The organism is Stygiolobus sp. CP850M (assembly GCF_037389425.1).
GTDB lineage: Archaea > Thermoproteota > Thermoprotei_A > Sulfolobales > Sulfolobaceae > Stygiolobus.
The window spans coordinates 149,181-172,826 of the sequence record NZ_JBBHKR010000042.1 but is presented as its reverse complement, the minus strand read 5'-3'; the positions used below and the strand labels follow the sequence as shown (position 1 = coordinate 172,826).

General features: G+C 36.8%; 24 protein-coding genes. 7 read left to right on the top strand and 17 right to left on the bottom strand.

Features of this window, described 5'->3' with window-relative positions; genetic code table 11:
• Positions 1-18 precede the first annotated feature (18 nt).
• From WIW89_RS03410 to WIW89_RS03395, 4 genes are all read right to left on the bottom strand, one after another.
• Positions 19-2,202, bottom strand: a complete 2,184-nt coding sequence (locus tag WIW89_RS03410) for a tRNA(Met) cytidine acetyltransferase TmcA (RefSeq protein ID WP_337719753.1) — start codon at positions 2,200-2,202, stop codon at positions 19-21.
• Positions 2,183-4,150 (bottom strand): COG1361 S-layer family protein, encoded by a 1,968-nt coding sequence (locus WIW89_RS03405; RefSeq protein ID WP_337719752.1) that lies wholly within the window; start codon positions 4,148-4,150, stop codon positions 2,183-2,185. The genes WIW89_RS03410 and WIW89_RS03405 overlap by 20 nt, the downstream gene beginning before the upstream one ends.
• Positions 4,151-4,323: 173 nt before the next feature.
• Entirely contained in the window at positions 4,324-6,804 is a 2,481-nt protein-coding gene (locus tag WIW89_RS03400; protein ID WP_337719751.1) for an MMPL family transporter, read from the bottom strand.
• Between the two features lie 72 nt (positions 6,805-6,876).
• Positions 6,877-8,679 carry a glycoside hydrolase family 15 protein gene (locus tag WIW89_RS03395; RefSeq protein WP_337719750.1) on the bottom strand — a complete coding sequence of 601 codons (1,803 nt, stop codon included), beginning with the start codon at positions 8,677-8,679 and terminating at the stop codon, positions 6,877-6,879.
• Positions 8,680-8,927: 248 nt separating this feature from the next.
• Here WIW89_RS03395 and WIW89_RS03390 point away from each other — a divergent pair, with 248 nt between their 5' ends.
• A complete protein-coding gene (locus WIW89_RS03390) occupies positions 8,928-10,196 on the top strand; it encodes a glycosyltransferase family 2 protein (RefSeq protein ID WP_337719749.1) in 1,269 nt (422 codons plus the stop codon).
• Positions 10,197-10,258: 62 nt separating this feature from the next.
• Here WIW89_RS03390 and WIW89_RS03385 read toward each other — a convergent pair whose 3' ends face one another.
• Both WIW89_RS03385 and WIW89_RS03380 read right to left on the bottom strand, forming a co-directional pair.
• A complete protein-coding gene (locus tag WIW89_RS03385; RefSeq protein ID WP_337702357.1) occupies positions 10,259-10,465 on the bottom strand; it encodes a hypothetical protein in 207 nt (68 codons plus the stop codon).
• A gap of 12 nt (positions 10,466-10,477) precedes the next feature.
• Positions 10,478-11,077: an MBL fold metallo-hydrolase gene (locus WIW89_RS03380; RefSeq protein WP_337719748.1), complete on the bottom strand. Its 600-nt coding sequence runs from the start codon at positions 11,075-11,077 to the stop codon at positions 10,478-10,480.
• 115 nt (positions 11,078-11,192) lie between these two features.
• Between WIW89_RS03380 and WIW89_RS03375 the strand changes: the two genes are divergently transcribed.
• Complete coding sequence (locus tag WIW89_RS03375) at positions 11,193-12,509, top strand: class II fumarate hydratase (RefSeq protein ID WP_337719747.1); 1,317 nt, start codon at positions 11,193-11,195, stop codon at positions 12,507-12,509.
• Complete coding sequence (locus WIW89_RS03370; protein WP_337719746.1) at positions 12,506-12,958, top strand: 8-oxo-dGTP diphosphatase; 453 nt, start codon at positions 12,506-12,508, stop codon at positions 12,956-12,958. Before WIW89_RS03375 ends, WIW89_RS03370 begins: the two co-directional genes overlap by 4 nt.
• Here the strand turns inward: WIW89_RS03370 and WIW89_RS03365 are convergent.
• Positions 12,941-13,180, bottom strand: coding sequence for a hypothetical protein (locus tag WIW89_RS03365; protein WP_337719745.1), 240 nt, complete (start codon positions 13,178-13,180; stop codon positions 12,941-12,943). The two genes, WIW89_RS03370 and WIW89_RS03365, sit on opposite strands and share 18 nt — an antisense overlap.
• Positions 13,177-14,154 carry an alpha/beta hydrolase-fold protein gene (locus WIW89_RS03360; protein ID WP_337719744.1) on the bottom strand — a complete coding sequence of 326 codons (978 nt, stop codon included), beginning with the start codon at positions 14,152-14,154 and terminating at the stop codon, positions 13,177-13,179. Before WIW89_RS03360 ends, WIW89_RS03365 begins: the two co-directional genes overlap by 4 nt.
• Before the next feature lie 51 nt (positions 14,155-14,205).
• On the opposite strand from WIW89_RS03360, the gene WIW89_RS03355 reads away from it, so the two are divergent.
• The gene (locus WIW89_RS03355) at positions 14,206-15,780 is read left to right on the top strand and encodes a cation:proton antiporter (protein WP_337719743.1); all 1,575 of its coding nucleotides are present in this window, start codon (positions 14,206-14,208) and stop codon (positions 15,778-15,780) included.
• Here the strand turns inward: WIW89_RS03355 and WIW89_RS03350 are convergent.
• Entirely contained in the window at positions 15,772-16,281 is a 510-nt protein-coding gene (locus tag WIW89_RS03350; protein WP_337719742.1) for a DUF429 domain-containing protein, read from the bottom strand. The genes WIW89_RS03355 and WIW89_RS03350 overlap by 9 nt on opposite strands.
• Before the next feature lie 23 nt (positions 16,282-16,304).
• Here WIW89_RS03350 and tpiA point away from each other — a divergent pair, with 23 nt between their 5' ends.
• The gene (tpiA, locus tag WIW89_RS03345) at positions 16,305-17,003 is read left to right on the top strand and encodes a triose-phosphate isomerase (RefSeq protein WP_337702375.1); all 699 of its coding nucleotides are present in this window, start codon (positions 16,305-16,307) and stop codon (positions 17,001-17,003) included.
• On the opposite strand, the gene WIW89_RS03340 is transcribed toward tpiA, so the two are convergent.
• From WIW89_RS03340 to WIW89_RS03310, 7 genes are all read right to left on the bottom strand, one after another.
• The gene (locus WIW89_RS03340; protein ID WP_337702377.1) at positions 16,992-17,336 is read right to left on the bottom strand and encodes a hypothetical protein; all 345 of its coding nucleotides are present in this window, start codon (positions 17,334-17,336) and stop codon (positions 16,992-16,994) included. The genes tpiA and WIW89_RS03340 overlap by 12 nt on opposite strands.
• A gap of 70 nt (positions 17,337-17,406) precedes the next feature.
• Positions 17,407-18,210 carry an ABC transporter permease gene (locus WIW89_RS03335; protein WP_337702380.1) on the bottom strand — a complete coding sequence of 268 codons (804 nt, stop codon included), beginning with the start codon at positions 18,208-18,210 and terminating at the stop codon, positions 17,407-17,409.
• Positions 18,185-19,366, bottom strand: coding sequence for an extracellular solute-binding protein (locus tag WIW89_RS03330; protein ID WP_337719740.1), 1,182 nt, complete (start codon positions 19,364-19,366; stop codon positions 18,185-18,187). The genes WIW89_RS03335 and WIW89_RS03330 overlap by 26 nt, the downstream gene beginning before the upstream one ends.
• Positions 19,367-19,577: 211 nt before the next feature.
• A complete protein-coding gene (locus WIW89_RS03325; RefSeq protein ID WP_337719739.1) occupies positions 19,578-20,789 on the bottom strand; it encodes a glycerate 2-kinase in 1,212 nt (403 codons plus the stop codon).
• Positions 20,790-20,791: 2 nt separating this feature from the next.
• The gene (locus WIW89_RS03320) at positions 20,792-21,136 is read right to left on the bottom strand and encodes a DUF2250 domain-containing protein (RefSeq protein ID WP_156007693.1); all 345 of its coding nucleotides are present in this window, start codon (positions 21,134-21,136) and stop codon (positions 20,792-20,794) included.
• The gene (locus WIW89_RS03315; protein WP_337719738.1) at positions 21,114-21,776 is read right to left on the bottom strand and encodes a metal-dependent transcriptional regulator; all 663 of its coding nucleotides are present in this window, start codon (positions 21,774-21,776) and stop codon (positions 21,114-21,116) included. Before WIW89_RS03315 ends, WIW89_RS03320 begins: the two co-directional genes overlap by 23 nt.
• Positions 21,776-22,033 carry a hypothetical protein gene (locus WIW89_RS03310; RefSeq protein WP_337709766.1) on the bottom strand — a complete coding sequence of 86 codons (258 nt, stop codon included), beginning with the start codon at positions 22,031-22,033 and terminating at the stop codon, positions 21,776-21,778. The genes WIW89_RS03315 and WIW89_RS03310 overlap by 1 nt, the downstream gene beginning before the upstream one ends.
• 111 nt (positions 22,034-22,144) lie before the next feature.
• Between WIW89_RS03310 and WIW89_RS03305 the strand changes: the two genes are divergently transcribed.
• Entirely contained in the window at positions 22,145-22,573 is a 429-nt protein-coding gene (locus tag WIW89_RS03305) for a hypothetical protein (protein WP_337702390.1), read from the top strand.
• Positions 22,546-22,956, top strand: coding sequence for a hypothetical protein (locus WIW89_RS03300; protein ID WP_337702392.1), 411 nt, complete (start codon positions 22,546-22,548; stop codon positions 22,954-22,956). Before WIW89_RS03305 ends, WIW89_RS03300 begins: the two co-directional genes overlap by 28 nt.
• Here the strand turns inward: WIW89_RS03300 and WIW89_RS03295 are convergent.
• Positions 22,937-23,638: a class I SAM-dependent methyltransferase gene (locus WIW89_RS03295; protein ID WP_337702394.1), complete on the bottom strand. Its 702-nt coding sequence runs from the start codon at positions 23,636-23,638 to the stop codon at positions 22,937-22,939. The genes WIW89_RS03300 and WIW89_RS03295 overlap by 20 nt on opposite strands.
• Between the last annotated feature and the right edge of the window lie 8 nt (positions 23,639-23,646).

The window sequence follows — 23,646 nt, the reverse complement described above, 5'->3', positions numbered from 1 at the left end:
AGCTTTCATAACATAAACTCATATCCTTTCGAGGATCTTTAGTATAGCACCTCTCATGATTTCTTCTGCTATTCTGGGTTTTATATCTAGATATAATGACGTGTGATACCAACTCTTACCTTGAATAGTCCGTGCTATTAAAACAGCTTCTTCAGTTTTATTAAGAAATGCATCTTCAGCAGTAGAAAAATACTTTGAAACTACGTAGTGTGCTGCATCTGCAACAGCGTTATAAGGAAGGTAACCGCTTAAATAAGCTTCTAATTTAGATTTATATTCCACAGGGATTTCGACTTTTTCAGACCTTTTAGGTAAGACCCGTAATATATTAGCTAAAATTAAGGGATTAACATTAAAGTATACTTGATGAGCCGTCCTCAAGACCTTCTCTCTCAAGAGTTCAGACGCATGTAACGAAAGCCTTTTTGCGGTATCTGTCAAAGGCTTAATTACAATGATTGAGTACCCGTTTAATCCCTCGTTTTTTCGAGTGGAGAGATATATTGGTATAAAACCGTTCTTAATCCAAAAGCTTAGTACTTTGACATCAGAGGTAAACGAAGAACCTACCCAGTCAAGTCCTTCTTCTCTCGCTATCCTTACAATTTCGCTAAGTAAGGCTGAACCGTACCCTTTTCCTTGGTAATCGGGGTGAATGGCAATTCTTATAACCCTCCAACCTTTTGTAAATCCGAACTCGTATACTCTCTCGTACTTGATTAGCCTCTGGGGAATTAAGTTACCTGAGCTCTGTCCGCCGTTAAGTATCGTATTGATTTCACTTTTAGATAGTCTACCTTCTTCTACTACTTGGGCTATTCCTATTTCTCCCATAGCAAATATTCTTTCATAATGAAGATCTCCTAGTATCATCAGGTCGTCAGGGGAGTTTCTGTAATGTGCAGACACTAGGATTCCATAATAGTGCCTCAATAACCCTTCATTCTTAAATAGAGACTGTTTATCTAACTCCGTGACTTTCACCTCATTAACTTTTCTAGGTTTCGGCTCTGCGTCTAAGAGCATAACGTCGTATAAAAACCTCTCGACTGGGTCACCTTGTGCATAGCGTATAGGAGAGGTAAGGGTAATATGCTTAAACTTCACTTTCTCCCGCAAGAAATTGAGGTATTTGAGGAAGGCTTTACCACTTCCCTCGTATCCATGAATTGTAGATACTAGAACCACCTTTTTCCACCGGCTAGTTATATAATTTACCGTATCAAGTCCTAGTGCTGCGGCTTCATCTACAATTATCAAGTCTCCCTCATAGTCCTTCGCGAGATCGGGAGCGAGCCATTTTACTATAACCTCCTTTGAAGCCACGCTGAGGATTTTCCCATCTTTTGATCTCGTTAACTTATATCTTAATCCTAGAGTGTCTAACCCTTTAGTTAGAAAGGAAAAAATCTCCTGGGCAGAGAGATAGGTAGGAGAAGTAACAATTATGTTATCGAACTTGCGCTCACTAACTAGGAAAGATAAGAAAAGACCAGTTACAGAACTCTTACCCCTCCCTCTCGGAGCCGTTATGGCTAGTATCCTTTTGTCCTCTCCCTCCATAATAAATCTCATTTCCTCTAGGGCTTTATTTTGGTCTTTACTCTGACACAGTTCATGAAGCCTCCTATCTACGTGAGGGACTTCGGGAATGCTCCTAACCGGTCTCTGAACCTTTTGGGTTAAAGGCTTAAAACTCTCCCCTTTCTCGTCGATAACCAATACCCCTTCATGATTTTTAGCTAACCGCAGGAATCTCTCTTCAAAGAAGTTATCCACTTTGCCGTCCTTAATTAACGAGTTCTTAAATACCTTATTATTTTCTATATTGTCACTGTATAAAACTATTACTCCTCCTCCTCTGACCGAGTCTGATAGAGCAGAGATGTAATTAGGTCTAAAGTCATCCACTGCGTCTAATATCATTATATCAAAAGTCGCCCCAAGATACTTGGTATATCTAGAATAATCTATATCTATTACTGAATTGATGTTAAGAGACGATTTCAGATCTTGAATCCTGTCCTTGGCACCTTCTACCCATGGGTGAAAAGCATAACCTATACTGAGCGAACCTTTGTCCCTTCTTTTTATAAACTCCGACAGGAAATTAAGTAAAAAATACCTCCACCTTGGTGAGTTAATCAATACAAATAACCTGTAATAATCTCTCTTTCCTCTTTCAAGTTCCTCCTCCAGCATTAGGTTTTCTCCTCATAGATAGCCTTATTGCTATTACTATCACTAAAATAATCACTATAATTCCTATAATAATATATAGCCAACCCACACTATATTTTGAAGTCCCAACTTGAAAGGTCACGCCCTCATTTACTAAATTATCAAAAGCTGTAGGACTAACTTGAATAGTAAATCTATCGTTTTGAATGAAAGGAAACAGCGAACCAGATTGGTTCCACAATAATGTTAAAGTAACTTCATAGTTTCCTACTTGAGCACCACTACTAACATCCACGACATATGTAACATTAACCTCCTGACCTGGTTTTAAATCTCCCAGGTAAGCCTCAGAAGCAGTCAATCCCATCAGAGGATTTGATGAGCTTACGTGAGGATATATTACATCACTACTTCCTAATATTGCCTTCACATTTTGAGCTGTTACATTTCCTACGTTCTTAATCGTTAAAGTAATTGGAACTTTAGTAGACCCTGAGTTTATAGTAGGATAGTAAACATTAACTATCTCGAGGTCAGCTTTAGGATACACTTGAAGTTTGTAAGACTTGGTTATTTTACCACCATCATACTTTACTGTGAAGTTGAGGTAGTAATAGCCGGGGGATGTTGAGTTAGGAACGTTAATTAAGAACGTAGTGTTTATTATCTTACCCGAAGGTATAGCTCCTAAATCTACTTCATCGGGAGATACTACCGGAAGACCGCTACTGAGGAAAACACTTACGTTCTCTGCAATTCCTTCTCCGTAATTCAGGACTAGAAGTACAACTCTTACGTCATAATAGCCTGGGAAGACTTGAGGTGGAATCGTTACAGTATTTACTGTTATATTTGTCGGGTATATTTCAACGGGAACTAGCTCCTTGACACTCGCGTTCGAGAAGAATTTGATGGTAACCGGAATATAATAAACTCCAGATGAGACATTAGGGTATACACTAACTGTTATTGTTCCGTAGTTTTCCTCGCCTGCTGGAACTACTCCTATGTAAACCGAATTCTGAGATGATATTAAGGGATATCCACTCCTTATCGTCAAGGATACGTTTAACGCATTAACATCACCTAAATTTTTCACTAGGAAAGTTAAAGGTACTTGGGACTCGCCAGCCGACACTATAATAGGAGACTGAGGAGATCCCCATATAGTTGTAACGGAGAAATTGAGATAACCGTTCACAACTACTGTTAAGTTGTCTATAGTTGTCACACCGTTAAAATATTTTACTTCGACGGGAATACTGTATGTCCCTTCACTCGCGTTAGGGTAAATGCTTGAATATACCGTCACTGTGACGGGTTGCCCTATTGGCAAATACCCTACCTTTACTACGTTTTGTGAGAACTTAATAGGAAATTGATTCTTCAGAATTAAACTAACATTACTAGCTATTACGTTACCTGAATTTATCAAGATTATACTCAACGGTACGTTATTCTCTCCCGGAGCTACTAGTAGGGGAGATGATATTGTACCCCATACAGAACTTGTTGAAATTGAGACGTATCCTAAAATCGGAATATCTACAGAAAGCTCCTTAGTAAAACTAGTCCCATTAGGTAATGTTCCAGAAACTTCGTAGTATAACTTATACACTCCGTCAGTCACGTTGGGATATACGTTATATATAAAGGTAACGTTGATCGTATCACCTTGCTGAAATATTGGTATACTTATATTCTGGGTACCTTCATAGTAAGAGAACGTCTCAAAGGGGTATTTAGTTAAGGGGGTTATGTTTAAATTATAAACTGTAGAACCTAGGTTAGTTATAGATAATGTTATAGGGACTTCTGTCATCCCAGGGGCTATCAATTGTGTTAAGTGAGGAACCGTGATGAAGGACAGTCTAGGTATTGTTGCTTGACTAGGAATTATTGAAAAGGTAGTCGCTAAGATTGAAATGACAAAGATAACTGACAAAAGTTTGGTGACCATGTCATTCATGAAAGAAATAGATATATCTAAAATATTTAAAGTTAACACAAGTAGATTCGACACTCGAGGAGCTCAGCAGGATCTTTTCATCACTTCTCAGCCCTTGTAAGGTTCATCCTCTTTACATAAATTGGAAAAAGAGAAAATTAATTTTCTTAAACCAAGATAAGGCTGATCTCCTGCTAGTTCTGTTTTTCGTCTATGACATACTTCTCGACCGTTCTCAGCCCGGGCCACCAATTATATTTCTTTAGTATTGCCATAACGGCCGGTACCATTATCGGTCTCACGATGAATGTATCGAAAAGTATAGTTAACCCAACTGATATTCCGATCTCTTGCAGGAATCTCATATCAGCTGATCCTAAAGACATAAACGCACCTGCCAAAATTAGTCCTGCTGCAGTAACGACCAGACCAGTGTTCTTCACAGCCTTAACGATCCTTTCTTCTTCCTCTCCTTTCTCTTCTAGTATTCTAATTATAATGAACATGTCGTAATCAATGCCTAAGCTATACATTATAGCGAAGACTATCAGAGGTGATAACCAGTAAACTTGGTTAAATATGATGAACATTAACGCTATTCCGACTAAGGAGCTTAAGAGAAGAGTTAAAGACAGTCTTAAAGGAACAATAACAGAACCTAATACTATACCTAAATACACTGTTATTAGAATTATTGTCAGAGGTAAAACGAAAGTATAGTAGACTTGGACGGTATTATCAACGATGTAAATCCTCTCCGCATTACTGCCTCCAACCAAATAACCCATATCCATTATCTGTTTCGTGATGTGAATTGCACCGTCACTGAAAACAGGATATGGTATGTACGCCTCAATCAACGTATAGTTGTGAGAAAAGTAAAGGTTAGTTAGGTAGGTCTGGTTCTTTATTAATGTTGACCCTATAGAAGCAGGACCGTACACTAATCCGTTATTATCTATTATAAATTTAGATAGGTTATAGATCTGAGTGTAAGAAGAGTTGGGATTTCCCTTTATCACTATATAGTCCACACTATAGTTGAGAAAGTGGAGTAACTCTTGCTCACCTGCTACAACTTCACTATTAGGCGGTACTATCTCGTTTATGGCGACGTTAGTAGTATGGGTTATGAACGCACTATAACCTAAAAAGCCAAGTATTACCATCACTCCCAATATAACATACCTCCATTTGATCGCCGCTCTGCTCATAGTTTCAAGGTATTTCTGCCTTATGTCGTATGGATTTGGTACCTCTTTTCTTGGGAACTTAATGTACTTTTGTGGAATTGTCAATAGCACACTCCGGATAAAGAACAACGCGGGTATAAGCGAGGACACAGAAGCCACTACTAACGCTATGCCGATATTCTTCAGGAGAGGAGACGATGATATAATGAAGGACGAAAACCCTAGAGTTATGCTAAGACCGCTAAATAATAGAGCTCTTCCAGCTGTCCTGAAAGATTTTGAGACTGGATTCTCCGTACCTTTTCTCACTTCCTCAAAATACCTATATAGAAACAGTATCGAGTAATCTACTGTAATTCCAAATACTATAGGAGGAATTACCAGCCCTGATATATAATATATTTGGTAACCGAAGAAAGTAGCTAAGAATAGCAAAGCGTAAGCTATTTCGAGACCTATTACGGCACTTAGAATCAGTATCAGAATAGGTACTAGAGCCCTGATTAACAACACTAAGAGTATTGAAAGGAGTATCACCGTCACTATGTCGATTATTTTTAGATCCTTTTCAGTGGCTATTGCAGATTCCGCATAGATCGGAAGGTGACCGGTAACCGTCGCGTTAATGTTACTCATAAACTCCTCAATTTGTGTTAAACTTTCATTATTCGGGACTTGTATAATGAATAACCACTTCCCGTCTCGATGAAAATCAGACAAAGATATGGGCATTGGCTTAATCTCACTCTCGACTTGGTTGGTAGCGTAACTAAAAGGATCAACCAAAGCGTTCTCTGGCACACTCTCCCTTGTCAGAATCTTTACGAGATATGAATAGTTAGAGAAGTTCAATAAGGTAGAACGGACTAGTGACGTATTGGAGTAGTTCGAGAACGAGAATAGAAGAACGAACGGATCTTTGAATACGACTAAGCTTGCGTTCCTAGCCCTTTGTAACTCACTACCATTTAGCTGTGAGTATATGTAATAGAACTTTTCCGCTTCAGCTCCAACTGGATAAAACTTGTGAATGGGAATACCATAAGTTACGTTAAGCTCATATTCAAAAATGGAAAAGTTTTGCAAAATGTACGCTCTCTCTTTGGTAAGGTTTACGTATAAAGAATGAAGAGGCAAAAGTTTTTCGTATGTGGAGTTAATTATAGGCGAAATGAGTTTAAAGTAGGTTTGGTTGGATTGATTTAAGTAGTCATACGGTGTTATTAGTTTTGCATCTGACAAGTACTTAAGGGAATTATTTACTTCCTTGAACGCCTGGTTATAGTTTCCTGAGACAAGGACGTATATGTCGTCTTCTTCAGAGTAGTTAAAGTATTTAACCAATATTTGCTTTACGACTACACTACCGTACTGAGGCGTCAAGAAAGGTGCATCGGAGTAAATAAAATAATTTTGTATGCCGACAACAATTGGTGATAATAGTATTAGAAGAATGAACCAAGGTAATATTTGTAATCTCATATGACTTTGTTTTTCTTCAATTGATTAAAAATAAGTGTTCTAAAATTCATTGTTAAGAAGATAAATTTCGATTCATAGATGTTTTAGCATGTAGATTGTCCGAATTAACTCCGCATGGCTCCAAACCAACGGTGCTACAGATGTATATGAACTATTTGGTGCTATCTGTTCCGGCAGTACACCTGTAGAGGGAATGTGACCGAGAACCCAGTTGAGATATTTGGTCGCTTTTTCCTTATCGCCTTCTAGAGCGTATTGCTGGGCTAACCACAAGGTCGCCATATACCAGATGTTGGGTTTATCGGTTACCTTGAGATAACTATCGTTTTCATATCTTATTATACCTCCGTTAACAGATAGTCTATCCTCTATAATTTTCCTATTACTTATTACACGAGGGTCTTTTGCGTCAAAAACGCCTAATATTGAAGCGAAAAGGGTACTTGCATCAACCGTCTTATCAACACTACCGTCCTCGTAAATCGTCCTTGCAAAGTGATCACTAACGTAGAAACGGTTTAATCCTCTTTTAATTTCGTTGGCTGCAAAGAGATATTTTTCTTTTAAGTTCTCTTCGCCAAAGAACTCAGCAAACTTACTAGCAGCAATTAACCCAGTGTAGACTGCAAGAGACGTAAAGAAATGAGTACCGAGTCTCTCCTCCCATAGATCGTAAGAGGGTAAAGGAAGGCCAGACTCTTCATCTCTATAAGCCACTAGGAAGTCGGCTGCCTTTTTTATAAGTGGTGCGTATAAAGGTTTTATAAAATCTATATCGTTAAACTTTGAAAAATGAATCCATACAACATATATTAACAATCCTGTCTCATCTTCTTGGATTGGGATACTTCTCATAGTCCAAGGATGCCATGTGGATCCCCAATGACCATCACATGTGTACTTCTGAAACAAAAAACCGTTATAAAGAAGAGGTTTCGTAAATAGAAGTAAATTCCTAACTTGATCTTGATATCCTAAGAGTGTAAGAGCTATAGCCGCGAAGGCAGCATCTCTATGCCACACGTAATTATAAGTGTCTTTATTAAATCTCAATATATCAGTGTCCAAGGCAGCAGGGATTGCTCCGTTATTTTGCCAATGAGCGGCAATTATTAATGCACTTCTTTTCACTATATTATCGTAGTCTATTAATTTACTGAGCCACGCTTTCCAATAGTTCTGGGTTCTCCTTATTAGCTCTCTTGGACCTTTCCTAACTACGTAATCGTTTTTCCTCACTACATCCTCATAACTTGAACCACAAACTAACCAACAATAAAAGATCTTAGACGAAGAAAGTCTGATGCTGACAACAGAGTCAACGGAACCTTGTGCTATAGGGTTTCCAGATAATTCACCGTCTTCGGCGTCTTTCCAAGTACCCAAATATATACTCGTCTCCTTGTATCCAGTAGCATACTGATAAAACGGTATATCACACTTAAAGAGAAACCACTTGTCTCTTTTATAATGAATAATTGAGGATGTAAACGGATCATAGAGTGCCGTATCCCCTATGTCATTCCCATTAATGTGAAAATCATGGTGAAAGAAAATTCTCAAATCACTAGACTTTGATAAGGTAACACTAACCTCTCTTACAAAAATCTCATAAGCCATATCTATAGCGTCCACCAACTTTATTTTACTCCCGTTGAATTCAGCCTCGGCAAATGAAGATAGGGAGTTTTCTACATAATCAATCTTAGGATTAAGTTGATCTAACCAACTGAAGTCTCCGTCACTCCATACACCTAATTTAGCTTGATGCAGGTGATTATCGATGGGTAAAGGATAGTAGAGTTCTCTCAATATATAGCCCTGATCATATAATACTGTTAATTTCCCATTTCCTAGTATGATTAACCTTGTCATACAATAAATACAAACTTAGAATAAATTAAATTTTCCTTACATCATATAAAGATATTGTATAAAAGATGGTCTTTTCGGTTAAGGTTGATACTAATCTTAACATAAACTACTAGCTTAATTATTAACTAGACAGATATTGAATTTCTCCTATATCTATTGAAAAACTAATTAACAAGTTAAACTAGGACTTATAAAAGTTTTTCTCTCTGATTAAAATTTTTATATGCGATATCTTATTTGATATCTGAATGTTAAACTTCACCGCTCACGTTATGTTCGTAATATCATCTTCAGTATTAACCATTACTTACTTTATACTTATCACATACTACGGACTTAAATACAAGCCAAAGAAATATAATACTAATTTTACAAAATCCGACATTACGGTGTTAATTCCAGTATATAAAGAAGATGTAAGACTGTTTGAACAAGTAATAAAGTCAATAGCCCGAATAGGCCTTAAGTTAATAGTAGTAGGGGATGGTGTTGACGAACCCTACAGCATCATAGTAAAGAAATATGGGGGACTTTTCATAAGCCTTAAAAAGAGGTCAGGAAAAAGAGTTGCGTTATCTGAAGGGATAAAATATGTGACAACTAAACTAGTTCTATTACTGGATAGTGATACTACAATATCGAAGGATAGTGTAGAAAAACTATTGGCTTATATGACCGAAGATGTTGGGGGAGTAGGTGCAAACATCAGAATGATGAAGAGTAAAAAATGGTCCTATTACTACGCGGAGTTTTTCGAAAGTATGAGTGAATTAGTAAACAGAGCAGTTAATTACTTTGGGAGTGCTATAATATTAAGTGGTCAGTGTGTCCTATATAGAACCGATTTAATAAAGCCTTATGTATTATCAGAGGAATTTAGAAACCCTAGAATATTCGGCAGAAAAATGATCCTATCAGACGATAGAGATCTTACAGAATACGTGATTATGAAAGGTTATAAGGCCGTAAAAGCTATAGACGCTATAGTTTATACAAAACCCCCTAATGATGTTATGACTTTCGCCAAACAAGTAACCCGTTGGACTAGAGCTAACTACCTAATCTTTATAAAGGAAATAAAAGAAGGAGTTATAAATAAAAGAGGATTAATATATTCCTTTAACGTGACCTACCTAAATATGCTACCTTTGTTGTCAATTCTATCCTTATTTCTTGATATACACTTGATATTAAGCTCGCATTTGTTTGAGAGAATTCTAGAGAAAGGTATCTTGAACGTACTACTAACTGGGGGAACTCACTCATCACTAATCTTAGCCAAAATTTTTGAACATTTTTTACGACCTAGACCATCATTAATAGCGATGTTCATAATAACCCGCATACTACCTACAATCTCCATAATACCATTTTCCTATGCCTTGGCAAAACTAATCATGAGGGAAAAACTCAAGACTTTCCTAATAGGAACAATAGCATTAGTAATACAATACTTCGCGTCATTTTATGCATTACTCACGTTTTGGAAACAGAACTGGTCATCTAGAGACTCTTAAGTATGCTAACTGCAGTTTTACAGCATGCTGACAAATTGCTCACGTTTTGGAAACAGAACTGGTCATCTAGAGACTCTTAAGTATGCTAACTGCAGTTTTACAGCATGCTGACAAATTGGTTGACCACACTGGCAATTGCTTTCTATAATTTTAAAACCGCGTATTTTAATTCTTACATCGTAGTACCCTACAGCACATTTTGCAGGTACTAAGCCTTCGACTTCTATAACGTCGTTTAACTTCTCCACTTTAAGTATCTTTACGTTCATGCTAAGTCATATTTACCAATCTATTTCCCCGTTTAAAAACGGATTGTGCAACTTTTCGTAACCTAACGTCGTAAGAAAACCATGCCCTGGGTACACTGTTAGTAAATCGTCAAGCTCCATTAACCTTTTTAGGCTCTTCTTAAGGAGAGCCTTATCTCCTCCTAAGTCGTATCTACCGATGCTCTCGTTAAAGAGAGTATCACCGGTAAATAAGTTATTCTCTATCAAGTACGTAACACTACCTAAAGTGTGCCCCGGAGTCTCGAACACCTTAACTCTAATACCGTCAAATTCCATTTCTCCTTCTTTAACATAACCGTCTACGGAAATGTGAGAAGTTCGGGGATCGTTTTTAACCAACGGTTCATCGTTCTCGTGTAAGTAGAATATGACTTCGCCTAAGTGTTTCTTTAACTCAGGCACACCCAAAACGTGGTCGAAGTGACCATGAGTAGCAAGGATTGCCTTTAATTCTATTCCTCTATCTTTAATGTAGTATATAATTTCTGTTGGGTTCTCTCCTGCATCGATTAATATCCCTGAATTATTTTTAGTTACTAAATAGCAGTTAGTGTTAAGGTGACTCACTTCGAATTTCCTTATTACTACCATCACTCTAAACTTAAGGATTGATCTAATAATATTATCGTCATGCTATTAGTAATCCCTTTTTTACTCTTATTAATCGAAATTATTAAGTAACACTCTTTCTTTAAATAGAATCAATATGAAATACACCGAAACAGCTCCGAAACTCTTTATGAACACTGGGACAAAGTTCCCTAGGCAAATAATTTGGGCTATGGGAGCTATTAAGTATTCGTGTGCTAAAGTTAACGGTGAATTAGGACTATTAGATCAGCAAATAGCACAAGCTATTATGAAAGCATCTGAAGAAGTAATGGAAGGGAAATTTGACTCTAAAGTGATTGTAGACGTGTTTCAGACAGGTTCTGGAACCGGGTTAAACATGAACATAAACGAGATTATTGCAGAGAGGGCTACGGAAATTTCAGGGAAGAAAGTTCATCCTAACGATCACGTAAACCTCGGGCAGTCGTCTAATGACACCGTACCTACTGCAATACGCATTGCGTCAGTGAAAACCGCATACGAACTTCTAATTCCCGCATACGAAAAGATCATCACGTCTCTGGATAAAAAGGGTCAGGAATTTAACGATATAATTAAATCAGGCAGGACTCATTTAAGAGATGCTTTACCGGTAACTTTAGGTCAAGAATTATTGTCATACGCTGATGCATTTCAACACGACTTAGAAAAGTTGAAGGAAATACTGGAATACGTAAAAGAACTTCCCATAGGAGGTACAGCTGTAGGTACTGGGCTAAATGCACATCCTGAGTTTCAGGAGAGAGTAGTCAATGAGATAAACAAAATTGCTTCTATGGGCTTCAAACCCGCAAATAAATTCAGGGGTTTGAAACTTCTCACCGATATGTTAATGCTAAGTGGAGTCCTGAGGACTTCTGCAGTGAACTTATATAGACTAGGGCAAGACATAAGATTAATGTTTTCGGGACCTATGACGGGGTTTAATGAGATTGAACTTCCCAGCCAAGAGGAAATAGCTGGAAGCAGTATAATGCCTGGTAAAACTAACCCGGTAACTGTAGAGGCTTCTCTTCTAGTAAGTGCTCAAGTCATAGGTTTAGATCACGCTATACAGTTCGCTTCAATGCTAGGTGAATTTGAGTTGGCTATGGGTGTTCCACTAGTAGGTTACGATCTCGTAATGGAGGAGACCTTATTAGCTGAGGCATTTAGTAAAATGTCAGATTTAGTTATCAACGGTATGGTTCCAAACGTAGAAAAGATGAGAAGGTACGCCGAAAGTAGCCCCTCATTAGTTACTATCATATCACCCATAATCGGATATGATAAGGCATCTCAAATAGGTAAACAACTAGCTAAGGAGATGTCAATAAGGGAAGCACTGAGAGAATTAGGATATAAGGATGAAGAAATCAATACCATACTTGACTTGAAAAGACTAGTCAAACCTGGGTTTCCGGCTAAATGAAGGAGACATGCCTAGGAATAATAAGAGACGGTAATTTTTTACTCTTTATAAGAAAACTCAGAGGCTTAGGAGCTGGGTATCTAACATTCCCTGGGGGTAAAGTTGAGGAGGGTGAAACGCCCGAGCAATGTATCACTCGTGAAGTCAATGAAGAAATTAAAGTAAATATTGAGTCCTTTAGGAAGGTAGCCGAGATCTTGTTTATACATGGAGAAGAAGCAGAAAAGATGCACGTGTTCCTTATTACAAAGTTCACCGGAATTCCTACTAAAACTGATGAGGCTATACCTATGTGGTTAAAGGAACCCATTTATGAGGAGATGTGGGCTGACGATAAAATATGGTTACCAAAGGTTCTGAGCGGAGAAAATGTACGTTGCGAGTTTTACTTCTCTACTGATTGGACTGAATTTAAGGGAGGCTATTGTAATTCATGTAAATTTACATGATTTTGTAATTCTATACACTGAATTTCTTATTTTTTCTATACATTTTTCCTCTCCCTCATCACATTCGAAAATTTTGATATTGGTTCCCTTTATTTTGTCCAATACTTCCTTCTCTAATTTTTCTATGACGATTACGTCGTACCTTTCACACTGTCCTATACTCTCTGTAACGACATCAGTTAACGAATAACAGTCCCCCGTCCTTTGAAAGCGTATTATCAATTCTCATTACCTTCTTCATTAAATACTCTACTCGCCAAAGATAAAGATACATCATATCTAAAACTAGTGTTAAAATGTCCTCCTTCAAATTCTTCATAGATATGAGGGACGTTTAATTTTTTCATCTTATCGTGTAAAATCCTCATACCGAAATTAATCTTAAATTCGTCCCTTAAACCCACATCAAGGTAGATCAACCTGAGTTCTCGCAGATTCTCGTGATACCGGTTTACCATTCTCACTGGATCCTTCTCTATCCATTTTTTCCAAACTTCTTCTATAATTTCACCTGTTTCCGTTTCAAAGGGTAACTCGATATAATCGCCCTTAGGTGAGTAAAATGCAGCCATTGCTACTATGGTTAGTACGTTTAAATCCTCTTTCTCTTTCTTATTCTCCTTACTCCAAAACTTTTGTAGCCAGTCTTTGTAGTCCCTGAATTTTCTCAGGGTTCTGATTACGGAAGGAAACATAGGAATATAAATGTACTCGAAGTAAGCATCACCTGAGTGGTCAATTATTCCTTGAATTAGACCAGGATACTTCATTCCTAGTACTATTGCACCGTAACCGCCAGAAGATTTGCCCATTAGAACTATCTTGTCACTGTCGTATTTTTCTTTTAGATAGGGTATTAATTCCTTAGCTAAGAAATCTTCATATAGGCCTACTGCCGTAGAATTTATATATTGATTACCGCCTAACTTGGTAAAGAGATCTGGGAGTATTACCACTGTATTATTTATTTTATCCTCCTTAGAAAGCCTCTCTATCTTTTCTACAATGTTTTCCCCTAAAGGATCGTAGTTCAATAACGAAATGGAAGAAGATAGAAAACCGCTTAGATAGACAACTATCAAGGGTTTAGAAATATTGTCGGTGACTATGTGAACGACCTTCCTCACATTAGGATCTTTTAAAGGGTTATCTCTTAAAGCCTCGCTTTCTACATTCTCAACTCTTACAACGACCATTATAATCAACCATTTTTTACTTATATACTTATAAAATCGATATTACTATTCATGATACAAGGCACTAATACAATCCTTACACTAACGCTGGTCATAGCAACTTTCTCCGGTTTAGTTCTGAGAAGGCTTAGGATATCCCCCGTTCTCGCATACCTTGTGTCCGGTCTAATAGGAGAACTCTTAGGGTTGAATTATAATAATCCAGAATTCCAGTTTATCTCCTTTCTCGCTGTAAACTTATTGTCATTTGAAATGGGAGTTTCCGTTAACCTCGTAGATCTCAAGAAGATGTTCAGAAGGGCACTTTTCATAGTGATTATAGAATTTCTAATTGTTTATATTGTAATTTCTATAGTTGGTTTAGCGATCAAACTCTCTTTAACCCAGACTCTTTTACTTACCGTAATAGGCTTTAACACCAGTACATCAATTGCATTTAAGCTCGGGGAAGGTAAGCTAGACAAAAACGACTTCAAACTTATTCTCTCTGTTGCCTCACTTGAAGACACATTAGCTTTCGTCGCGTTAGGCATTATAACCTCAGGAGACGTGAATATCTTCAATCTACTAATCACCTCGCTTTCCTCATTAGCGCTTGGTTATGTTGTGTCAAAAGTTCTCATAAACCCGACATTACAGTATGCAAAGTCTGAAGAGTCTGTAATTTTATCTAGCGTAGCATCCGTCTTTTTATTCAACTTACTAAGTTCTATACTGAGCTTACCTTCAACGTTAGCTAACTTTTTACTGGGTATAGGTACTTCTTATGCGTCAACAGATCCTGAAAAGATAATTAGGTATATGAAACCTTTGGTTGACTTTACCCTAATTTTCTTCTTCTTTATTGCCGGAAGTTATCTCAAAATTTCTGGATTTATATTGTATTACATACTGGTCTCCATAATTCTCGTTTTAACAAAACTCTTTGCCTTTAGTACTGCCTATTGGTTTTCAGGAGTCGATTTCTTGAGGGCTTATGGAACTGGATTATTTATGACTTCATTAAGTGAATTCGGAATAGTTATATCTCTTACCGCGTTACAGCTAGGACTTCCCGTTACGATAATTTATAACATATCGACAGTACTCGTAGCTGTATCCTCTACAATAGCTAGCGTTTTAACTTCTAGAAACCAGATAGTCCTAAAGACTATAAGTAAGATGTATTTAAGGTTAAGGTTAGATAGATTCGATAGCTTAGTTAAAAACTTGGGTCATATAACATTTAAATCACCAGAAATTCTCACGTCATTCTTGAAATTCTCAATCCTAAGTATAACATTGACTTTTAGTTCAATATACTTAGCTGAGTTAATAGCTACTCTTTCTCCTTACTTAGCCTTGTTTTCATTGTCTTTACTAGTGCTGACTCCATTTTTACTGATACTCTTCATTCTTTACTATACTAGAAAAATTCAAAATCTAGAGTTTAGGCTAATGATACAAATATTCATGTGGGGGATCTTTCTGTTAATAATGATTAATTATACTGTATTACTAGCAAGGATAATAGCCGTCTCTCCTTTACTCGATATAATTATCTCAATCATAATTAGTACATTTGTAGCCATATTTTTTTACAGCAAAATATATAAATTAATAGAGGAATTAGATAAGTTATTCTAGGAATGTAAAAACATTTTCGGACAATTTAGATATCTCTATCTTTTTCTTAGGAAGTAGATATATAACTCCGTCCGAACCTCTGATTTCCATTGCTTCACCCTTCATATAAAATAACGAAACTAGAGCAGCAACCACAGCATCTATTATATCTTTCTTAACGTTATATCTCCTCCAATCTAAACCAATATTCTTAAGAGATGAAGTGGGATGAGTCTCAATCACTTTCCCCTTTAACATCCTTGATAGCTTAATTGCCTTGACCACGAGGCTCTCCATCCAACTCGGTGGTAACACACGATAACCTCGTTTGATCATCTGTTTGTCAACATCTCTAAATCCTTTACTGTAAGATAATGGAGAATCTATAGCCACTATTTCAGAAGTAGCACAAAGCTGAAGAATGAGGTCTTCGTCCCCCTCATAAACTTCTATTGTGTTTCCGTTCAGGACTCCGATTGTTGAAGGTCTCTTTACAGCTAAATCTATTCCGCAAAGTTTCAATATTAATCCCCTTATTTAAAGTTATGAAACCGCCAATTATTTTAATAAATTACAAGGCATATGAGAATTCTTACGGAGAAAAAGGGATGGAAATCTCTAAGAAGATTGAGAAGGTAAGTAAGGAGTACGGAGTTCCTATAATAGTTTCCGTTCCAGCAACAATGATACATAGGCTTAGTAAAGAAACTGAACTAACAGTATATGCACAACATGTTGATGGATTGGATCACGGTGCTAAAACTGGATCGATTCTTCCTGAGATGGTAAAGGACGCAGGGGGGAAGGGCTCGTTATTAAACCACAGCGAAAGGAGAGTTAGGTTAGACGAAATCCACGATGCAATTATAAGGATGAGAAGATTAGGGCTGGAAAGTGTAGTTTGTGTAGATAGATACGAATTAGTTCATTCTATGGGAATATTAAACCCTGATGCGATACTTATCGAACCTCCGGAACTTATCGGTAGCGGAGTCGCGGTCTCTAAGGCAAAACCTGAAGTTATTACAAGAGCGGTAGATGAAATAAGGAAAGTTAAGGGTGTTTACCTTATTGCAGGGGCTGGAATTACAAGCGGTGAAGATGTATACAAGGCTATAGAGCTTGGTGCTGACGGAATAGGAGTGGCAAGTGCTGTAATGAAAGCTAAAGACCCAGAAAAGGTTGTAAGCGATTTCGTGTCTCAAGCCTTAAAAGCAATAGATAAAAGGAGTTTAGTCAAATAACAAATTGAAAATAGTGTATTCGAGAGATTTATCTCCAAACACTCTTTTAACTAACTCTCTCAGCCTTTGTTTGTCATTTATTACAGCGTAGAGTGACACTACTGTTAGATACGCTGATATAAACTTTGAATCTCCTCCGACTTGTGTAGCGAAACTTTTGAATTTTACAGAATTAACGTATATATTACTTCCGTCAAATCTAGCTAGTTCGTTATAGGGCATATCTGAAACGTTAATTTTAACATTATCAAAGGTATAGCCGTTTTCCTCCAATATCCTTCTTACTACCCCTTCAACACATTCTATCTCTCTACATATCAACTTTATCGCCATCCGTTGAACAACCCTTTCATCACTAGTTCAGATAAGGTTGGGTTCTTCATTCAGTATGGAATTAAGTTGATTAGTAATAAATGTATCCCTTTTTAATGAGAAGGAATCTAGATACTCTGGCTACAGCTAGTAATATTAAGGAGAAAAGTATCAAAGTCGCTGATGCAGTTATGGACGCATTAAAATACGTCTGATACTCATTGTAAATATATACTGAGGCTACACAATCTCCGTTAAAGATCCATCCTTGAACGAACGGGGCTACGATTACAATAGAACCGAATTCGCTTATCGCCCTAGCCATTGAAGTTAGTCCTGATGAGATTATTCCGCCAACAGACATAGGAAAGATCATTTTGAAGAAAACTCTAAGTTCAGAGTAACCCAAACTCATAGCGTACTGTTCATATGATAATGGTAAGCTCTCGAAGAAACTCTGCATCGAACGGATATACACGGGGGCTGAGACTATTATTAAGGCTAGGATAAGCCCAAAATACGAGTAGTAGAAATTGATACCGTGAGAAGATAAGAACTTACCTACTATGTTGGTGGGACTATCTATGAACACCAAAGCTATTCCAACGAGTGGATGAGGTATTGAAGCCGGAATGTCTACTATACTTTCTATTATAGGGTTTCTATTTCTGGCTAGGAAGTAAGCCAAGGGTGTAAACAAGAAGATTATAACGACTATTGCGACGGAGGAGGAAAGGTAGGAAAGTTCTATAGAGCTTATTAATGCTTTTCCAAATGCGATTGATCTAACATAAAACGGTCCGTAACCGTAAACTATTAAGTATATTATAGGGATTGTTAAGAGGAGGGATAGAAATAAAGATATTACTTTAAACAGCCGTGAAGTTACCACCATACGTTAATACTCCCTCATTTAATAATTTCATAATTTGTGGTGGTACATCCGATGGCGATTCATAGAACAAAACTGGGTGAGTTATAGGAGTCACACCGAACATTGCTAACTCATTGACATTTTTAATTACAAATTGTATGAACTGTAATGCCAACTGTTGGTTTGGTGCATTCTTCGGTATGGTCATATATAAGTACACTGGGTTACCGTATATCTTTAGAGTCTGTCCGTTTACAGTTATTTTGTAGAAGAAGAAGCTGTACCAACTTGTCTCGTTAGGATAATAACCGAAGCTTAGCCATGGTGGTAATTGCAAATAGTCTAGGTGTTGAGATATTGCATAGGACTTATAGGAGAAGACGAAGTCGAGTTCTCCAGCCTCTAATGGGGCTACAAAGTCAGCAGTATTAGGCGCACTATGAATTACATTGCTTTCATTAGCTAAGTGTATAAAGTAATCGAAGGACTTATTTGCATAAAGGTAACTAGTCATTTTTAGGATCAGATAACCGTATAATCCTTCTGGGTCCGAGCTCGGGTTGGATATACCTAAACTAAACTTAGTAGTTAGTAGATAGAAGAAGTTATACCAGTACTCAGTACTGTTAGTCTCCATTGCCATAGTGTAGTTGCTGTATAACTGGTTCCAATATGGGTTCATCGTAGTATAATTAGAATACACTAGAGCCATCTGGTCTGATATAAAGGCTATTGTCCAACCCGGATTATTCTGCCCTTCTAACTCAACAGCCTGAATATAAGCTACTGGAACGAAGACATCTGCAGGAGCTCCTTGGGCAATTTCAGCCGCTAACCCAAAAGAACCACCGGGATTTATATCAACTGGAATACCGTATTGCTTCTCAAATTGTTTAGTCAAATAATCAAATATCGCTTTATAAGCCCCAGCGACATAAACTATGACAGTATTATTGTTAGCCGTTGAAGGTGTTGTAACGGATGAAGTAAAGGTAGTTGAACTAGTTGTCGTCATAGAGGAATAAGTAGATGACATTGACGATGTTGCAGAAATACTAGAACTTCTAGTTGGGTAATATAGTAATAAAATACCCGATATTGCTATTACCGCTATAAGGACTATTGCTATTATTATATAAGAAGATATGGCCTTAGCAATTTTTGTTCCTTTATTCATATTACTAAATAGTGATATTACTATTAATAAATATTACTTTAGGAAAAGATTAAATATTATAAAGTAGATAAAGTATAGTTAACATTTTTTGAATCTTTGTTGAATTAAAAAAATTTTTTAAAAAAAAAAACACAGAGGTAATATTTCTTACCTGAGGGATAAAAATTAAGTAGAAATTACATAGAAAATTTTAATTCTAATTTGTTCGAATTTAATCCCCTATATCCAATATATACACATTGTTAACATTATTTCCTGTAAAACCAGTTTTTATTGTAACACCGTATTTCTCAAGAAGTTCATAGGACGTATGATTTATTAACGCATTATGGATATCTACACTGTTAATTTTTAGCTCGTTATCCACATAACAACCTGCATATTCACTATTTCCGTCAATACCGTCAGTGGCGATGGCATAAAGCCTTGCATTAGCTTTAATATATTTAAGAAAGCCCAAGCAAATTTCACCGTTTCTCCCTCCTTTTCCGTGTTTCCCTGTTATCTTTACGTCGGGTTCGCCCCCCAATAACAAGACTTTTCTTCCGTTCGAAACCCTGAACTGAGTATTCGCTATGCCTGCTAATTGAACACCAAACAAATACGCATCGCCTCTCACTTCGCTGCTTAATATCTCTGAATTCTCTATGTCAGACTTCAATCTCGTTAACACAGTTTCGATATCGAGAATCTTAAAGGTGTAGCTTTTTACTTTTAACGTCTTTGGCGTCTCTTTCAGAAACCCCATATATTTCTCTAAGCCTATATCTTTCATAATCCTCTCGGCTTCCTCTTTTGTAGAGAAGTCTAAAATTGTAGGCCCACTGCCTACGCTCGAAAGATCACCTCCAGGTACATCACTGACAACCAACGTTAAAATAGGAGATTTTGAGTACTGCGCTAACCAACCACCCTTAATAAGAGAAAGGTGTTTTCTTACTATGTTTATTTCTTCAATACTTAAACCCGATGTAACCAGAGCATTATTAATTTCTTTAAGATAATTTAAAGAAATGTCTGAATACTCCATTAGAGCTGAAGCTCCTCCAGAGATCAAGAAAATCAACAAGTCGTAATCTTCCTTAAATAACAAATTGATAACTTTTTTACCCGCTTCGTAACTACTTTCTGTAATATCCGGGTGTGAGGATTCTAACACCTCTAAGGGTAGCTTGACGTTAGTGTGACCTTTCGGTGTAATTACAATACCGTTTTCTATTTTCATTTTATCGAGGAAAAATTTTGCCATTTTTAAGGCAGACTTACCAACAGACACGAGAAGAGGCTTTTGAGTTATAAAGGAATAACCTTCTACGTTTATTTTCCCATTGGAAATACTTACCTTGCTTGATAAAGCCTTATAAGAGTCACTATAATCAAGAATTCTTTTCACAATTTCTTTCACTTTACTGTCCAAAAACATCTCTAATCCTTCTTAAAGTAGTCCTTATATAGCTCAGACGCTAGTTTCTTTCCCTTTTTAGTTAAGTCGTAATATATCCCTTTAGGCTTGTGATCTAACTCCTTAGCTTTTACTTTAAGCCAAGGTTTAACCGAGGATGTTACGCTTCTCTTAAGTGCCCCTTGAAATCTCTGTAATAAACCTTTGTCCTCTAGGTCTTTACACGCTTTCTCGATCTCGTCTTCGTTATATTTAGGTGCCCATCCTGACTCTCCTAGCAGTCTTCTAGCCATATACCAAGGGTTATCTGGGCCGTATTTATAAATATGAACTAATATCTTCTTTTCAAGCTCCGTTAGGCTTTCCATTTACCATCACCTGTTCAGCTAGAACTTTAGGTATTTCGTACTTTTTTCCGCTCATATCCTCTAAGACTATATCACCATTATCTTTCTTTTCTAAAATTCTGAACCTACTGCCAGGAAGAAGACCTACTTCACCAGCTTTAGCTAGAATCCATTCTTCCTCCTTAACGATCATTAGAACCTCAACTACCTCCCCTGGTTTAATATTACTCATTATCTCTCCTTTTATAACTCCTCTTCCTGGTATCGGATGTCCGTGAGGGCATATCTTGGGATAGTTTAACACTGAATCTATTTTCTCCAACACATCGTCAGGCCATATATGTTCAAGCCTGTGAGCTATTTGGTGAGCTCTTATCCAGTCCAAACCTAAAATGTCAGTAAGGAGTCTCTCTGAAAGCCTATGAGCTTTGATGAGCCTTTCAGCTATTCTTTTTCCCTCGTCTGAAAGTAAAATTTTCTTATCTTTTCTTATGATTAATCCTAGTTTTTCCAGTCTATTCAAAGCTTTACTTATAGTCCCAGGAGAAATCTGAAAAATAGTAATCAGGTCGGAGACTCTAGCGTAGCCTCTCAATTCCTCAAGCTCATAAATTTCTTTCAGATAATTTTCCAGAGGTTCCGATAACTCCTCGGTTTCCATTATTTCACTATTATTTTTGTCTTGACTGTTTGTATTAACCTTACTGATTTGTCCTCTCTAACGAATACGTTGATATTTGCACTGAACTTACCTTCATAACCCTCAGCTTTTAGATAGTCCACAGTCTTTTTTAAAGCCTCATCAATAGCTGATGAAATGTGCTCATGATATTTGCTACTGCTAAATTTAGAGGGAACTTCCACCGATTCGATCTCAGTAACAGCATAGTATTTTTTCTTATCTCCATTCGTCTCCATAACTATCCATAGTTAAGTTTGTAACAACAAGAATTAAAGGTTAAGGTTTTATTTTCGTATCAATGAAACGGAGATGAAAAAATATTTACTACTAAACGTAGAATACAGTATATGTATAAAGTGATTTTTAAAGTTAATAGTAATGGTAAATTTACAAATTCATTGAAAACACTTTCAAAATCTGGATTTATTCCAATTTACTTTAAGAGGGATAGAGGAATTGAAGAATATACAGCTGTCTATAGAAGTAATGATATAAATGAGGTGAAAGAAGCAATTATGGATTTTGCTTATTTATTATCAAAGGAAGGGAAGAGTGGTAGCTATGATTTCGCTAAAATATACAAAATAGAAGACCAGTATTTAGGCAAAGTAACTGGTGGGAGTTTAGGTGCGTTATTAGGTTATCAGTTAGCTGGTATTGCAGGATTAATTCTAGGAACTTTAGGGGGAATATTTTTAGGTGAGTTACTGGATATCGAGTTAGGTCAAACACCGGTGGGGTTATTAGCATGGCCAATCCAACAATTAACAGAATAACTAAAAGAGGATTAAATCTCCTCATTGGCACATTAATGTTCATTACATCGCTAGTATTAATTATAAAAGTTCACGTCTCTTTTACGGAGGTTCTATATACGTTAAATCCTTATCCGTTTTACTTTTTAGGGTTGTTTTTTGGTATCGAAAGGTTGTTTTACTCTATAACAGGTAGTACAAAACTTTTCTCTCTAATGACCGGGTCTGGAGAGTTCTCCTCATTTACCAATATTGCAATATTTCTGTTCTTCCTAACCTTCGGAATATATGTATTAGCTTACTCTTTCCTATATACAAGTCCTATCTTAATAATGCTCAACGCTCTGAACGGTGTCAGTTTTCTACTGTACTCCCTGAGTCTATTTAAGGCTTGGCACATTTAAACAAAGTCCAAGCACCGATTTTCTGATATTCTATTTTTTCAAATCCTACTTCCTTTAATAATTTGATATAATAGTCTACTGGAAACAGTTCTAATTTCCACCATTTTGCAAGAAACCTACTGAACGAATTATTATCTGTTAATACAGATGAGACAAACTTACCTTTTCCTTTTAACACTCTGAAAATTTCATTCAACACTACGGCTTTCGAAGGGATCATATGCAAGACAAACATAGCCGATATACCGTCAGCTATCTCGTTATCAAAGGGTAATCTATTTGCATTAGCTCTAACTGCTATTACATTACTTCGTTTTCTCTTCAGAATTCTCAGAAATTTAGTCGAAATATCTATTCCGATGCATACTTCGCATTTAGTATAGTCGAATAATTTTCCAGTACCAGTTCCTATATCAATTACTACATTTCCTGATACATATTCTCCTGAACTTCTCATTATAGACGAGTATGTCTTTCCACCAGAAGTCAAAAACATACCAATAGGAGCCCATAATTGCTCATAAACCCCTGCTACTCTCTCTAGTATGTCAGGGTTTTCGACTTTTTCGTCCTTCATGAAGTCTATTATCCCATCTATTTCCGTAAACGAATGACCGTTCTCACAAATCCATTTGTCCTTAAAGCGTGAGCCGTCAATAGGACAGCGAAAAAGATTAAGCATAATTCAAT